This window comes from Mycobacterium sp. NGS18 (assembly GCF_059813185.1).
Genome location: NZ_JCALEC010000003.1, coordinates 162,549 through 176,102 on the forward strand (window position 1 = coordinate 162,549; position 13,554 = coordinate 176,102).

Genomic DNA, 13,554 nt, shown 5'->3' on the forward strand with positions numbered 1-13,554 from the left:
ATGACCTTTCACGTCAAAGTGGACCTGGACCTGTGCCAGGGCCACGCCATGTGCGAGCTGGAGGCACCCGACTATTTCCGGGTGCCCAAGCGCGGCAAGGTCGAGATCCTCAACGACGAACCGCCGGATGACGACCGCCGCCAGATCGAAGAGGCCGTACGGGCCTGTCCCACCCGAGCGCTGTCCATTCACGAGAAAAAGGATTGAAAGATGGCCCCGTTCCCCCGCGAAGAACTCGAAGACGTCGTCGACCGCTGGCTACAGGCCAACCGCGACGCCGAAAAGGCCGGCGACTGGCGCAATCTGGCCGCCTTCTACACCGATGACGCGACCTACGGCTGGAACATCGGCCCCAAGGAAGACGTCATGTGCGTCGGCATCGACGAGATCCGCAACATCGCGCTGGGCCAGGAGATGGAGGGCCTGCACGGCTGGACCTACCCGTACCAGAAGGTGATCATCGACGACCGGCAGGGCGAGATCGTCGGTTTCTGGAAGCAGGTCGCCACCGACGCCGACGGGTCGCAGGCCGAGATCTACGGGATCGGCGGCAGCTGGTTCCGCTACGCGGGTGACGGAAAGTTCAACTGGCAGCGGGACTTCTTCGACTTCGGTCACGTCTCCGCGCTCTACATGGACCTGATCAAGGCGGGCAAACTGTCGGCGGGCATGCAGAAGCGCATCGAACGCAGCTTGGCCGGCGAGAAGATCCCCGGCTACTACCCGCTGGGCAAGGCACCGGTTCCGCTGTGGTGACACCCACACCGTCCTGTCCGTTCGGCCCCGGTTTCGACTTCACCGACCCGGACGTCCTCCTGCACGGCATGCCGATCGCCGAGTTCGCCGAGCTGCGCAAGACCGCTCCGGTCTGGTGGAACGAGCAAACCGCGCACAGCAATATCTTCGACGATGGCGGCTACTGGGTGGTCAGCAAACACCAGCACATCAAAGAGATTTCGCGCGACAACGAGGTGTGGTCGACCAACGCCAAGGGTGCGGTGATGCGGCTGCCCGAGGGCATCACCGCCGACCAGCTGGAGCTGACCAAGGCACTGCTGATCAATCACGACCCGCCCGAGCACACCCGGCTGCGCAAGCTGGTCTCCCGGCTGTTCACTCCGCGCTCCGTCGGTGCGCTCGAGGAGAAGCTCGCCCAGTCGGCCCGCGATATCGTTGCCGCCGCCGCCGAGAAGAACAGCGGCAACTTCGTCGATGACATCGCAATGAAACTGCCGCTGTTGGCGATCGCCGATCTGATCGGGGTGCCCGAGGCCGACCGGGAGAAGCTGTTTCACTGGACCAACTCGATCATGAACACCGACGACCCGGATTTCGACTCCGATCCGGCGATGGCCAACGCCGAGTTGATGGGCTACGCCTACACCATGGCCGAGCAGCGGCGACGCTGTCCGGCCGACGACATCGTCACGCGGTTGGTGCAGGCCGACATCGACGGCGAATCACTCGGCGAGACCGAGTTCGCGTTCTTCGTGATCCTGTTGGCGGTGGCGGGCAACGAAACCACCCGCAACGCCATGACCCACGGCATCAATGCGTTCGCGGAGAACCCCGACCAGTGGGAGCTCTACAAGCGCGAACGGCCCGAGACCGCCGTCGACGAGATCGTCCGCTGGGCCACGCCGGTGCATTGTTTTCAGCGCACCGCCAAGGTCGACACCGAACTCGGCGGAGTGCCCATCGGCCAGGGGCAGCGGGTGGGGCTGTTCTACAGCTCGGCCAACTTCGACGAAGAGGTCTTCGACCGGCCGTTCGACTTCAACATCCTGCGGGATCCCAATCCGCACCTGGCGTTCGGCGGGCAGGGCACGCACTACTGCATCGGCGCCAACCTGGCCCGCATGGAGATCCGGTTGATGTTCGACGAGATCGCCACCCAGCTGCCCGACATCGCCAAACTCGCCGAGCCGCAACGACTCCGCTCCGGCTGGATCAACGGGGTTAAAGAGCTGCAAGTCTCCTACCACGGCTAGGCCCGCCCCATGGCACTCTCGGTCAATCAGACGGTTGGTTGGGCGACCCCTTCCCCCGGGCCGTGACGGGCTATAGGCTGCGACGGGTGGGCTGCCCGACGTCCCGAGCCAGGCCCGGGGCCGTTCTCTAGCCGGATATCCGAGATGAAAGCAGGTTCGTGGTGAAGACAAAGGGTGCGTTGCTCTGGGAGTTCAACAAGCCGTGGTCGGTCGAGGAGATCGAGATCGGTGACCCCCAGAAAGACGAGGTCAAGATCCAGATGGAGGCGGCCGGCATGTGCCACTCCGACCACCACCTGATGACCGGCAGCATCCCCATGGCCGGCTTCCCGGTCCTCGGCGGCCACGAGGGCGCCGGCATCGTCACCGAGGTCGGACCCGGGGTGGAAGACATCGCGCCCGGCGATCACGTGGTGCTGTCCTTCATCCCGTCCTGTGGCGCGTGTCCGACCTGTCAGTCCGGGCTGCGCAACCTATGCGACCTGGGCGCCGGGCTGCTCAACGGCGTCGCGGTCAGCGACGGCACCTTCCGCGTCACCGCCCGCGGCCAGGGCGTCTACCCGATGACGCTGCTGGGCACGTTCTCGCCGTGGATGGTGGTGCACAAATCCTCGGTGGTGAAGATCGACCCGTCGATCCCGTTCGAGGTGGCGTGCCTGGTCGGCTGCGGTGTCACCACCGGCTACGGGTCGGCGGTCCGCAGCGCCGACATCCGCCCCGGTGAAGACGTCGCGATCGTCGGCGTCGGCGGCGTCGGCATGTCGGCGCTGCAGGGTGCGGTCAACGCCGGCGCCCGCAACATCTTCGTCATCGACCCGGTGGAGTGGAAGCGCGACCAGGCGCTGAAGTTCGGCGCCACCCACGTCTATCCGGACATCTTCGCCGCGATGGGCGGCATGATGGAGGTCACCCACGGCCTGATGGCCCGCAAGGTGATCGTCACCGTCGGCGAGGTGCACGGTGCCGACATCGACAACTACATGGTGCTGACCGCCAAGGGCGGCACCTGTGTGCTCACCGCGATGGGGTCCATGCTCGACAACCAGGTGACGCTGAATCTGGCGATGCTGACGTTGCTGCAGAAGAACCTGCAGGGCACCATCTTCGGCGGCGGAAACCCGCAGTACGACATCCCGCAGCTACTGTCGATGTACTCGGTGGGCAAGCTGAACCTGGACGACATGGTGACCCGTCAGTACAAGCTGGAGCAGATCAACGACGGCTACCAGGACATGCTGGACGGCAAGAACATTCGCGGGATCATCCGCTACACCGACGCGGACCGGTAATACCCGTTGATGCGATGAAGGAGCGGAGGCCCCGCCCCTTCATCGCATCAACGCAAGGGTTACACCTTCCGGAACACCAGGCTGGCTTTGAGCCGGGTCCGGTTGCCGACCATACCCAAAAAGTTGCCCTCCACGGCGAACTGCTTGCGGGTGACGGTCGTCTCGGTGGTCAGCCGCACGGCCCCGTCGCCGATCGGGGTGACGTCAACCTTGAGCGGCAACGGTCCGGTGATCCCCTTGACGGTCAGTTCGGCATTGAGCCGGGCGGCGTCACCGCCGGCCGGCTCCCCACTGGTGACCTGGACGGTGATGTCGGGGTAGCGGTCGGTGTCGAAGAAGTTCGACCGGCGCAGATCATGGTCGCGGGTACCCAGGCCGGTGTTCACCGAGGCAGCCTTGATGTCGACGCGGCCGGACACCGTCTTGGCGTCCTTGATCTCGCCGCTGCCGGAGAAATCGGTGAAAGCGCCACGCACCTTCAGCGCGCCCCACATCGTGCCGTTCTCGAACCGAATACTCGACTGCCCGGTATCCAGATCCCAGGTGCCGACCGCCTCGGGGCTACTGAGAAATGTTGTGACAGCTGACATCTCATCTCCTCTACCGATGGCGCGTGGAGCCCGCGCCCGGCGGCACCAGCTCGCTCTCGATAATACGCAGCACACCCCGCTAAATCCGAGACTCGGCGCATATGCTGAAACCCATGAGCACCGTCTTCACCAAGATCATCAACCGGGAACTGCCGGGCCGGTTCGTCTACGAGGACGACGACGTCGTCGGTTTCCTGACCATCGAACCGATGACCCAGGGCCACACGCTGGTGGTGCCGCGCGCCGAGATCGACCAGTGGCAGGACGTCGACGGCGCCGTCTTCGCCCAGGTGATGACCGTGGCGCAGCGAATCGGCAAGGCGGTGTGCACCGCGTTCGACACCGAGCGCGCCGGCATGATCATCGCCGGCCTGGAGGTCCCGCATCTGCACGTCCACGTCTTTCCGACCCGCAGCTTGTCCGACTTCGGCTTTGCCGGTGTCGACCGCAATCCGGCGCCGGAATCCCTCGACGAGGCGCAAGCGAAGATCAAGGCCGCGCTGGCTGAAATGCGCTGAGGCTCAGCGAATCTCGACGGGCAGCTCGGCTATGTCGACCGACGTGTCGGCAAGACGGGGCACCGCGACGCGAAACGTGCAGCCCTGGCCGGGTGGGGAACTCACGGTGACGGTGCCGCCATGCGCGCGGGTCAGCGAGTCGACGATCGAGAGTCCCAGCCCGGTGCCGCCACTGGCGCGCGCCCGCGACGAGTCGGTGCGAAAGAACCGCTCGAAGGCCCGCTGTACGTCCTGTTCACTCATCCCGGGACCCTGGTCGACGACCTCGAGGATCGCGTCGTCGCCATCGGTGCCGACCCGCACGGTGATCGCAGCCTCTTCGGGGGTGTGCTGCAGCGCGTTGGACACCAGGTTGCTCAGCACCTGACGCAGCCGGGCCTCGTCACCGAGCACCTCCGGGGTACCCGGGCCGTCGAAGACCTCCAGTTCGACGGTCCGATTCGGCGCGATGGCGCGCGCGTCGTGCACGGCGTCGGTGGCCAGCACCAGCAGGTCGACCCAGTTCCGGTCCAAGGGCCGCTGGGCATCCATCCGGGCCAGCAACAGCAGATCCTCGACCAGCAGGCCCATCCGGCTCGCTTCGCTTTCGATGCGCGACATCAGCAGCTCGACGTCGCGGGCCGCGCCCTGGCGGTACAGCTCGGCGAAACCGCGGATCGTGGTCAGCGGTGTGCGCAGCTCATGGCTGGCATCGGTGATGAACCGGCGCATCCGCTCCTCGGAGACTCGCGCGTTGTCCGCCGAGGCCACCGAGGAGGCCACCGCCTGCTGAATCTGCGCCAGCATGCCGTTGAGCGCCAGCGAGAGTCGTCCGACTTCGGTACGCGGATCGCGCTCGGGCACCCGGCGGTCCAACTGGCCGGCGGCGATCGCCGCGGCGGTCTGCTCGACTTCGGTCAACGGGCGCAGGCTGCGGTTGACCACCACATAACCGGCGGTCCCCAGCACCAGCAGCACCCCGACGCCGATCGCCACCCGCGACCAGGCCAGATAGCGCAGCGTGGCCTTGGGGTCGGAAAGATCCCTGGCCACGGTGATCAGCCTGCCGTTCTCACCGTGCACCGACAGGGCCCGCCATTGCACGCCCGACCCGTCGACCGAGCCGATCGTCACCGGTACCGAGCCCACGTCGTTGTCCGGCGGCAACTGCGGCTCGGCGTTCTGGTCGTTGACGACGGTCCAGACGCTGCCATCGGGGTCGACGTCGCGGACGTAGAAGCTCGTCGGCGGCCGGCCGGTGTTCGGATCCTCGTCCTCCTTCGACGGCGGCCGCCCACGCTGCTCCAGCGCCCAGCCGTGGGCCGCGTCGATCAGCGTGGCGTCGATCCTGCTGATCAGCCGGTGCCGCAGGATGGTGGTGACGGCGTACCCCTGTGCCAGCAAGCCGATGGCCACCATCGCCAGGGTGGCCGCGACCATGCTGACCCGTAGTGGCAGCACACCACGAGGGGGCTTGACCATGCCCATATTCTTCGCCTATACCCAGCGGCCGGCCATGACGGGCAGCATTGATTCAGCGCGGCTCGCGGAGCACATAGCCCACCCCGCGCAGCGTATGCAGCAGGCGCTTCTCGCCGGTATCGATCTTGCGGCGCAGATAGGAGACATAGGACTCGACCACGTTGACGTCGCCGCCGAAGTCGTAGCGCCAGACGTGGTCGAGGATCTTCGGCTTGCTCAGCACGGTGCCGGCGTTGATCACGAAATAGCGCAGCAAGGTGAATTCGGTCGGCGACAGCGACACCGGCTGGCCGGCCTTCCACACCTCGTGGGTGTCCTCGTCGAGTTCGATGTCGGCGAAGGTCAGCCGCGAGTTGCGCGGCTCCCCTGCACCCTTGCCCGCCCGGCGCAGGATGACCCGCAGCCGGGCCACCACCTCCTCCAGGGAGAACGGCTTGGTCACGTAGTCGTCGCCGCCGAGGGTCAAGCCGGTGATCTTGTCCTGCAGCGAGTCGCGTGCGGTCAAGAACAACGCCGGGGCGTCGATGCCGTCGGCTCGCAGCCGGCGCAGCACGCCGAAGCCGTCCATCCCCGGCATCATCACGTCCAGGATCACCGCGTCCGGCCGCACCTCCCGGGCACGGTCCAGCGCCGCCGGCCCGCTGGAGGCGGTGTAGACCTCGAACCCCTGGAATTTGAGGCTGACCGACAGCAGCTCGACGATGTTGGTCTCGTCGTCGACGACCAGCACCCGGGCCTCTGGCGCAGCGTCTTGCGCAGCTGTTGCTCCCATGGGGTCAATTCCCTCGTGGTCGGGTGAAAATGAACTGGATATCAGCTGTGTGTTTGTTGTCAATCAAACTACCTGATATCGGTGCTGGATCGCCCATACACTGGCCAGATGAACCTGGCCAGACAGCTGATCGCCGTATCGACCGCGCCGGCGCGCATCGGTCTGTCGATCGCCGACGCCGGGCTCGGCGTCGCCACCACCGCGCTCGGGCTGGCCCGGCAGACCCTCGGGGAGTCCCCAACTCAAGGACCGGCCAACTCCATGGCGCACATGCTGGGGCTGGAGGACACCATCGCCCGGGCCAACCGGCTGGCCAAGCTAATGGACGACGACGCCCCGCTGGGGCGCGCGCTGGCCCCCGACGGCCCGGTGGACCGGTTGCTGGCACCCGGCGGGCTGGTCGATCAGCTGACCGGGCCCGGCGGCGTTCTTGACCGCCTTACTGCCGAGGGCGGTGGCTTGCAGCGGGCGCTGCAGCCCGGCGGGCTGGTGGATCAACTCACCGACGAGGACGGGTTGATCGAGCGACTGCTCTCCGAGGACGGGCTGGCCGACCGGCTGCTGGCCGAGGGCGGGCTGATCGACAAGCTCACCGCCCGCAACGGGCCACTGGAGCAGCTGGCCAACGTCGCCGACACGTTGAGCCGGCTGGCGCCGGGGATGGAGGCACTGGAGCCGGCCATCGAGACGCTGCAGGAGGCCGTCATCGCCTTGACGATGGTGGTCAACCCACTGAGCAATATCGCCGAGCGCATTCCGCTGCTGCCCCGCCGGTCCAGCCGGCGCCCGTCGTCGCGGCCGGTGCGCTCGCAGCGGGTGATCGACCACGACCCCACCGCCGACGTCGAGTGATCCGACCCTCTTTCGCCGAACGTGACGCTGTCTTCACGTTCGAGCGTCGAGCGTGAGACTGCCTTCACATTGGTCAGCCGTCTGACGTTAGGCTGGCACCGGCTAGACCCGCCTCCTTAGCTCAGTGGTAGAGCGTCGCTCTTGTAAAGCGGATGTCGTCGGTTCAATCCCGACAGGAGGCTCCATCACCGCCTCGCCACCGCGCGAGCAGTCGCGAAAGCCCCTCCTGGACCTCGCGGAGGGGGCTTTCGCGACTGCTCGCGTCGTTAGTCCCGGCGCAGGTACTCCAGCACCACCCGGGTGAAGGCGTCCTTGGCCTCGATCATGGCCCAGTGCCCGCAGTTGGGAAACACGTGCACCTCGGCGTTCGGAATGGTGCGCATCGGGATCAGCGCCATGTCCAGCGGGCTGACCCGGTCGTCGCGACCCCAGGTCACCAGCGTCGGGCATTGCAGCCGGTGCAGCATCGCCCAGGGCATCGGCGCCTTGGACGCGGCCATCATCTGCATCATCGCGCTGTAGGCCTTCTTGCCGTACATCCGTCGGGCGCTGGCCAGCGTTTCCGGGTCGGTCGCCAGCGCCCAGCGCTCCTCGATCAGCTCCTCGGTCACCACCGCCGGGTCGTAGACCATCGACTCCAGCCAGCGCACCAGCGATTCGCGGCTGGGGTTGTCGGTGAAGTCCTGTAGCAGCCGCACGCCCTCCGTGGGCCCCGGCGTCAACAGGTTGGTGCCGATGCCGCCGATCGTCGCCAGCTTGCGCACCTTGTCCGGGTTGGCGGTCGCATAGTTGATACCGACGCCGCCGCCCATCGAGTTGCCGAGGATGCTCACCTGCTCCAGACCCAGCGCGTCGACGAACGCCGGCACCGCACCGAACGCAGTCACCATCGGGTGCCCGCCGAAGTCGTCGCTGACTCCGAAGCCGGGGAACTCCAGCACCAGGCAGCGGAAGTGCTCGGCGAAGGCCGGCAGCACGCCGCGGTAGTTGCGCCACCCGGTGACGCCCGGGCCGGACCCGTGCAGCAGCAGCAGCGTCGGGCCGTCGCCGGCCTCGTGGTAGCGCAACACCCCCTGCTCGGTGGTGACCTCACGCAGGGTCTCGTCGTGGCTCAGCTCTACCGGCATGTGTCTCCTCACAGGTCCCAAAACTCTTTAGTCACGCTAACGCCGAACGATGCCTGTCATGGTGTCGGGGTCGCGATCCTGGTCTTGGCGAACGACCTCATCCGCAGCAGGTAACCGAGCGCCCGGCGTGCCGGCACAGCACGCGGCCAGTCGTCGGCCCGGAAGAACGCGTCGGTGCCGCCGTCGACGAAGATGATGCTGCCGCAGAGGAATTCGGCGGCGTCCGACAGCATGAACAGGATCCAGTCGCCCAGCTGTCCCGGGTCGCCGAACCCGCCCACCGGGACCGGGAACTTGCGGACCGCGGCGGCCTGCCCCGGGGTTTCGAGCTGACGTTCCAGCAGCGGCGTCATGATGGCACCGGGCGCCAGGGCATTGAGCCGGATACCCGCACCGGCCCATGTCGGCTCAACTGCCTGGCGGCGCACCCAGCGCGAGACCGCGATCTTGGATGCCGCGTACGCCATCGTGGGTGCACCCGGGCCGAACGGGCGCAGCCGGCGCACCGCTTTGGCGCCCTTGCCGGCCAGCAGTGCGCGCACCGCGGACCGCGGCACCGCTGGCACCGTGGTGGCCGAATTACTGGCGATGACAACGACTTTGGCGGCGCCGCCGGCCGCCAGCGCTGGGCGCCACGCCTGCAGCAGCTCCACGATCCCGAAGTAGTTGACTTGCAGGATCAGCGGCGCTGCCCGCGGCGTGGGTCCGATACCGGCGGCCAGCACCGCGCCGTCCAAGCGGCCCCCGCATGCCGCCAGCACCGCTTCAGCACCCGCGGCGCGGCCGTCTTCTGTCGAGAGATCAGCGATGACGTCGGCGTCGCGCAGGTCGACCCCGATCACGGTGTGACCGGCGGCCCGCAGCTTGTCCGCCGCCTGCTTTCCCATGCCGGATGCCGATCCGGTCACCGCGTACACGCCCATCAGTCGCTGACGACTCCCCGCAGTCCGTCTGCGCCGAACGCCGGCTCCAGCATCGCCGAGAAGTCCGGGCCGCGACGCAGCATCTGCCCGCCGTCGACGTTGATGACCTGGCCGGTGATGTAGCCGGCCGCGTCGCTGAGCAAGAACAGCGCCAGGTTGGCGACGTCCTCGACCTCGCCGGGCCGGGGCAGCGGCGTCGAGACGCGGTAGTCCTCGGAGAGTTCCGGCGAGTCCAGAATGGGGGCGACCAGCTCGGTGCGGGTCAGGCCCGGTCGGATACTGTTGACCCGCACCCACGACGCACCCAGTTCGTCGGCGGCCAGCTGCATCAGGTGATCCAGCGCCGACTTGGTCGGGCCGTAGGCACCGAACCAGCGGTGGGTGTTGCTGGCCGCGATCGAGGAGATCCCGACGAACGAGCCGCCACCACCGCGCACCAGCTCCCGGCCGGCGTGCTTGAGCACGTACATCGAACCGTTGATGTTGAGGTCGACGGTGCGCCGCCACGCCTCCGAGTCGATCTGAGTGATCGGCCCGATGGTCTCCGAACCCCCGGCGCAGTGCACCACCCCGTGCAGTCGGCCGTGCCGGCCGGCTGCGGCCTCGACGGCGGCGATCACGCTGTCTTCGTCGGTGATGTCGGCTGCGAAGTGACGGACGCGTGGTCCATGCGGCGGTCCCAGCTTCGACTCTCCTCCGTCGAGCCTCGCTGAACCGCCGATCTCGGCGGCCACCGCCGCCAGCCGCTCGGCGCCTCGGCCGATGATCAGAACATCGGCTCCGGCGGCAGCCAACCCTGCGGCCACCGCCTTGCCGATGCCACTACCGCCGCCGGTGACCAGGTAGCTGCGGTCTTCGAAGGAAAGCTGCACACCGACCCCTCACATCAAAAACTGGAACGTGTTCTAGCTATCCAAGCACGCGGCCGACAACGCCCGCTAGGGCTGATCGCGGCGAGCCAGGTCGGTGGCCTCGGCGGTGCGCCAGTCCGGCACCTCCGGCGGCAGCGCGATCGGGAACTTGTTGTCGTTGTGCGCCGACCAATGCGCGTGGCCGAGCTGGTGAATATGAAAGCCGTGCTTCAGCGCCTCGGTGAAACCCATGGCGTCCGCGGCGGCGTTCACCGAGTCCTTGATCAGCAGCGCGGCCATCGTCGGCAGCTGCGCGATCCGGCGGGCAAACTCCAGCGTGCGCTCGGCCAGGTCGTCAAGCGGGAACACCTTGGAGACCATCCCCAGCCGGTAGGCCTCGTCGGCGTCCAGCGAATCCCCGGTCAGCAGCAGTTCCTTGGCCTTGCGGGGGCCGAATTCCCAAGGATGGGCATAGTATTCGACGCCCGGCATGCCCAGGCGCACCCCGACCACGTCGGAGAACCGGGCGTTGTCGGCGGCGACGATCAGGTCGCACGCCCAGATCAGCATCAACCCCGCGGAGATGGCGTTGCCCTGCACCTGCGCGATGGTGATCTTGCGCAGTTCGCGCCAGCGGCAGGTGTTGGAGAAGTAGTAGTGCCACTCCTGCAGATAGGTTTTCTCCACGACCGGTTCCCGGGTGCCGCCATGTGCACGAAATGAGGGGTGCTGCCCCGGGCCGGGCCGGCGCTCGGCCACGGCCGCCTCCGAGCCGAGGTCGTGACCGGCCGAGAAGTTCGCACCGCGCGCCGCCAGGATCACCACCCGCACGGTGTCGTCTGCCTCGGCACGCCCGAACGCTTCGTCGAGCTGCACCAGCAGGGTGCGATTCTGCGCGTTGTGGGTCTCGGGCCGGTTCAGCCAGATCCGGGCGATGCGCCCGTCATCGAGGGTTTCATAGTCGACGAGATCGCTCATGCAGCCTCCACCCTGGTTGTCGTCCGCCCCACAGGCTACGGCGCACTTCGCTAGAGTCGACTTATGCCTGCTAAAACCGAACACGACATCGACGAGGTCGAACCGCTGGCCGACAGCACCGCACGCCAAGCCCGGCGAGTGGTGGCCGCCTACGCCGAGGACGCCGACGAGTGCCGGGTGTTCCTGTCCATGCTGGGGATCGGTCCGGCGAATACCGAGAAGCACGGGACCTAGATGCCGGAGTCGGGTGCCGATTTCGTCGTGGTGGCCAACCGGCTGCCCATCGACATCGAGAAACTGCCCGACGGCACGACCGAATGGAAACGCAGCCCGGGCGGGCTGGTCACGGCGCTGGAGCCGCTGCTGCGTAAGCGTCATGGCGCCTGGGTGGGCTGGCCGGGCAGTCTGGACGTACCCGATGGGCCGATCGACGTCGAAGATCTGCGGCTGCACCCGGTCGCCCTGAGTGCCACCGACATCGCCGACTACTACGAAGGCTTCTCCAACGCCACCCTGTGGCCGTTGTATCACGACGTGATCGTCAAACCGATCTACCACCGGCAGTGGTGGGACCGCTACGTCGACGTCAACCGCCGCTTCGCCGAGGCGACCTCGCGGGCGGCCGCCCAAGGGGCCACGGTGTGGGTCCAGGACTATCAGCTGCAGCTGGTGCCCAAGATGTTGCGGACCCTGCGCCCCGACCTGACCATCGGTTTCTTCCTGCACATCCCGTTCCCGCCGGTGGAGCTGTTCATGCAGCTGCCGTGGCGCAAGGAGATCGTCGACGGCCTGCTCGGCGCCGACCTGGTCGGCTTCCATCTGGCCGGCGGCGCCCAGAACTTCCTGTACTTGGCGCGCAACCTGACCGGCGCGGCCACCTCGCGAGGCGCGGTCGGGGTGCGCAGCCGGTTCGGCGAGGTGAGCCTGCCGGAGCGCACCGTGCGGGTCGGCGCCTTCCCGATCTCGATCGACTCCGGCGAACTCGACCACAAGGCGCGCGAGCGGGAAATCCGGCGGCGGGCCAAGGAGATCCGGGCCGAATTGGGCCACCCCCGCAAGATCCTGCTCGGGGTGGACCGCCTGGACTACACCAAGGGCATCGACGTCCGGCTCAAGGCGTTCAACGAACTGCTCGCCGAAGGCCGCGCCAAGCGGGACGACACCGTCCTGGTGCAGCTGGCGACACCCAGCCGGGAACGGGTGGAGAGTTACCAGATCCTGCGCGACGACATCGAGCGCCAGGTCGGCCACATCAACGGCGAGTACAGCGAGGTCGGCCACCCGGTGGTGCACTACCTGCACCGGCCGGTCCCCCGCGACGAGCTGATCGCGTTCTTCGTGGCCAGCGACGTCATGCTGGTCACTCCGCTGCGCGACGGGATGAACCTGGTCGCCAAGGAGTACGTGGCATGCCGCAGCGATTTGGGTGGCGCCCTGGTGCTGAGCGAATTCACCGGTGCGGCAGCGGAATTGCGGCAGGCCTACCTGGTCAACCCGCACGATCTGGAGGGCGTCAAGGACGCCATCGAGGCGGCGGTCAACCAGACACCAGAGGAGGGCCGCCGGCGCATGCGCACACTGCGCCGCCAGGTGCTGGCCCACGATGTGGACCGCTGGGCGCGATCCTTCCTCGACGCGCTCGCCGAATCCGGATAGCTCAGCTACACAGGTGAATCGGATTGTCCTGGCAGGTCAGCGGGTAGTGGATGACCGGGTTGGGCAGCGGCGAGACGTAGGTCAGGGTGAACGGGTGCTTCTCCAGTCCGGGCTGCCAGCCGCAGACGGCGTTGTGCGACTGCGTGTAGGTGCCGTTGAGCGCGGTGTCGAACTGGTACATCTCTTCGCTGGCGGCGGTGCTGCCGTCCGGGCATCTAGTGCCGGCCAGCAGCGGCGTGTGGTAGCTCCATCGACCGTTGGACAGCCGGTAGGAGCCGGCTTGCCCGGGCGGACCGTCGCTTTCGACCTGCAGCCGGCAGCCGACCGCATCGTGCAGCGGCACCCGGCCGTCACCCACGGTCGGCACGCACAGCGGGTAGATCTTCCACCGCGCGGTGATGCCGTTGCCGTTGTAGGTGTAGACGCCCTCGAGGGTGCCTTCCGGTGCGGCATCGTCGTCCGCGCCGGCCTCGACCGCCAGCCCGGTGGCCGCCGTCATCGCGACGCCGAGGGCCACCACGGCGCGAACGAGCTTCTTCACAGCGC

Annotated in this window: 16 protein-coding genes and 1 tRNA gene; 9 read left to right on the top strand and 8 right to left on the bottom strand. The window is 67.4% G+C overall.

Annotated features, from left to right (window positions below):
* The 4 genes from AC5Y31_RS07160 to AC5Y31_RS07175 all read left to right on the top strand — a co-directional run bounded on the left by AC5Y31_RS07160 (window position 1) and on the right by AC5Y31_RS07175 (window position 3,280).
* Complete coding sequence (locus tag AC5Y31_RS07160) at window positions 1-207, top strand: ferredoxin (RefSeq protein ID WP_065023457.1); 207 nt, start codon at window positions 1-3, stop codon at window positions 205-207.
* A 3-nt stretch (window positions 208-210) separates the two neighbouring features.
* The gene (locus AC5Y31_RS07165) at window positions 211-756 is read left to right on the top strand and encodes a Cif family virulence factor (RefSeq protein WP_499979227.1); all 546 of its coding nucleotides are present in this window, start codon (window positions 211-213) and stop codon (window positions 754-756) included.
* Window positions 753-1,991 carry a cytochrome P450 gene (locus AC5Y31_RS07170; RefSeq protein ID WP_499979714.1) on the top strand — a complete coding sequence of 413 codons (1,239 nt, stop codon included), beginning with the start codon at window positions 753-755 and terminating at the stop codon, window positions 1,989-1,991. The genes AC5Y31_RS07165 and AC5Y31_RS07170 overlap by 4 nt, the downstream gene beginning before the upstream one ends.
* Window positions 1,992-2,152: 161 nt before the next feature.
* Complete coding sequence (locus tag AC5Y31_RS07175) at window positions 2,153-3,280, top strand: NDMA-dependent alcohol dehydrogenase (RefSeq protein ID WP_301633385.1); 1,128 nt, start codon at window positions 2,153-2,155, stop codon at window positions 3,278-3,280.
* Between the two features lie 59 nt (window positions 3,281-3,339).
* Here AC5Y31_RS07175 and AC5Y31_RS07180 read toward each other — a convergent pair whose 3' ends face one another.
* The gene (locus AC5Y31_RS07180) at window positions 3,340-3,870 is read right to left on the bottom strand and encodes a YceI family protein (RefSeq protein WP_499979230.1); all 531 of its coding nucleotides are present in this window, start codon (window positions 3,868-3,870) and stop codon (window positions 3,340-3,342) included.
* A gap of 113 nt (window positions 3,871-3,983) precedes the next feature.
* Between AC5Y31_RS07180 and AC5Y31_RS07185 the strand changes: the two genes are divergently transcribed.
* Window positions 3,984-4,388, top strand: a complete 405-nt coding sequence (locus AC5Y31_RS07185) for an HIT family protein (protein WP_499979233.1) — start codon at window positions 3,984-3,986, stop codon at window positions 4,386-4,388.
* 3 nt (window positions 4,389-4,391) lie between these two features.
* Here AC5Y31_RS07185 and AC5Y31_RS07190 read toward each other — a convergent pair whose 3' ends face one another.
* Together AC5Y31_RS07190 and AC5Y31_RS07195 are read right to left on the bottom strand one after the other, a co-directional pair.
* Window positions 4,392-5,849: a sensor histidine kinase gene (locus AC5Y31_RS07190; protein WP_065026429.1), complete on the bottom strand. Its 1,458-nt coding sequence runs from the start codon at window positions 5,847-5,849 to the stop codon at window positions 4,392-4,394.
* Window positions 5,850-5,901: 52 nt separating this feature from the next.
* Window positions 5,902-6,621 carry a response regulator transcription factor gene (locus tag AC5Y31_RS07195; protein ID WP_064854227.1) on the bottom strand — a complete coding sequence of 240 codons (720 nt, stop codon included), beginning with the start codon at window positions 6,619-6,621 and terminating at the stop codon, window positions 5,902-5,904.
* Between the two features lie 108 nt (window positions 6,622-6,729).
* Here AC5Y31_RS07195 and AC5Y31_RS07200 point away from each other — a divergent pair, with 108 nt between their 5' ends.
* Complete coding sequence (locus AC5Y31_RS07200) at window positions 6,730-7,473, top strand: hypothetical protein (RefSeq protein ID WP_499979236.1); 744 nt, start codon at window positions 6,730-6,732, stop codon at window positions 7,471-7,473.
* 110 nt (window positions 7,474-7,583) lie between these two features.
* Window positions 7,584-7,658 (top strand) — tRNA-Thr (locus AC5Y31_RS07205).
* 81 nt (window positions 7,659-7,739) lie between these two features.
* Here the strand turns inward: AC5Y31_RS07205 and AC5Y31_RS07210 are convergent.
* From AC5Y31_RS07210 to AC5Y31_RS07225, 4 genes are all read right to left on the bottom strand, one after another.
* Complete coding sequence (locus AC5Y31_RS07210) at window positions 7,740-8,600, bottom strand: alpha/beta fold hydrolase (protein ID WP_499979240.1); 861 nt, start codon at window positions 8,598-8,600, stop codon at window positions 7,740-7,742.
* Window positions 8,601-8,656: 56 nt separating this feature from the next.
* Window positions 8,657-9,523, bottom strand: coding sequence for an SDR family oxidoreductase (locus tag AC5Y31_RS07215; RefSeq protein ID WP_499979242.1), 867 nt, complete (start codon window positions 9,521-9,523; stop codon window positions 8,657-8,659).
* Complete coding sequence (locus AC5Y31_RS07220) at window positions 9,523-10,395, bottom strand: SDR family oxidoreductase (RefSeq protein ID WP_499979245.1); 873 nt, start codon at window positions 10,393-10,395, stop codon at window positions 9,523-9,525. The genes AC5Y31_RS07215 and AC5Y31_RS07220 overlap by 1 nt, the downstream gene beginning before the upstream one ends.
* 66 nt (window positions 10,396-10,461) lie before the next feature.
* Window positions 10,462-11,352 (bottom strand): enoyl-CoA hydratase, encoded by an 891-nt coding sequence (locus AC5Y31_RS07225; protein WP_065024273.1) that lies wholly within the window; start codon window positions 11,350-11,352, stop codon window positions 10,462-10,464.
* Between the two features lie 63 nt (window positions 11,353-11,415).
* Here AC5Y31_RS07225 and AC5Y31_RS07230 point away from each other — a divergent pair, with 63 nt between their 5' ends.
* Window positions 11,416-11,586: a hypothetical protein gene (locus tag AC5Y31_RS07230; RefSeq protein ID WP_499979248.1), complete on the top strand. Its 171-nt coding sequence runs from the start codon at window positions 11,416-11,418 to the stop codon at window positions 11,584-11,586.
* Window positions 11,587-13,008: an alpha,alpha-trehalose-phosphate synthase (UDP-forming) gene (locus tag AC5Y31_RS07235; protein WP_499979250.1), complete on the top strand. Its 1,422-nt coding sequence runs from the start codon at window positions 11,587-11,589 to the stop codon at window positions 13,006-13,008. It abuts the gene before it with no gap.
* Between the two features lies 1 nt (window position 13,009).
* On the opposite strand, the gene AC5Y31_RS07240 is transcribed toward AC5Y31_RS07235, so the two are convergent.
* Window positions 13,010-13,549, bottom strand: coding sequence for a hypothetical protein (locus AC5Y31_RS07240; RefSeq protein ID WP_499979252.1), 540 nt, complete (start codon window positions 13,547-13,549; stop codon window positions 13,010-13,012).
* Window positions 13,550-13,554 lie beyond the last annotated feature (5 nt).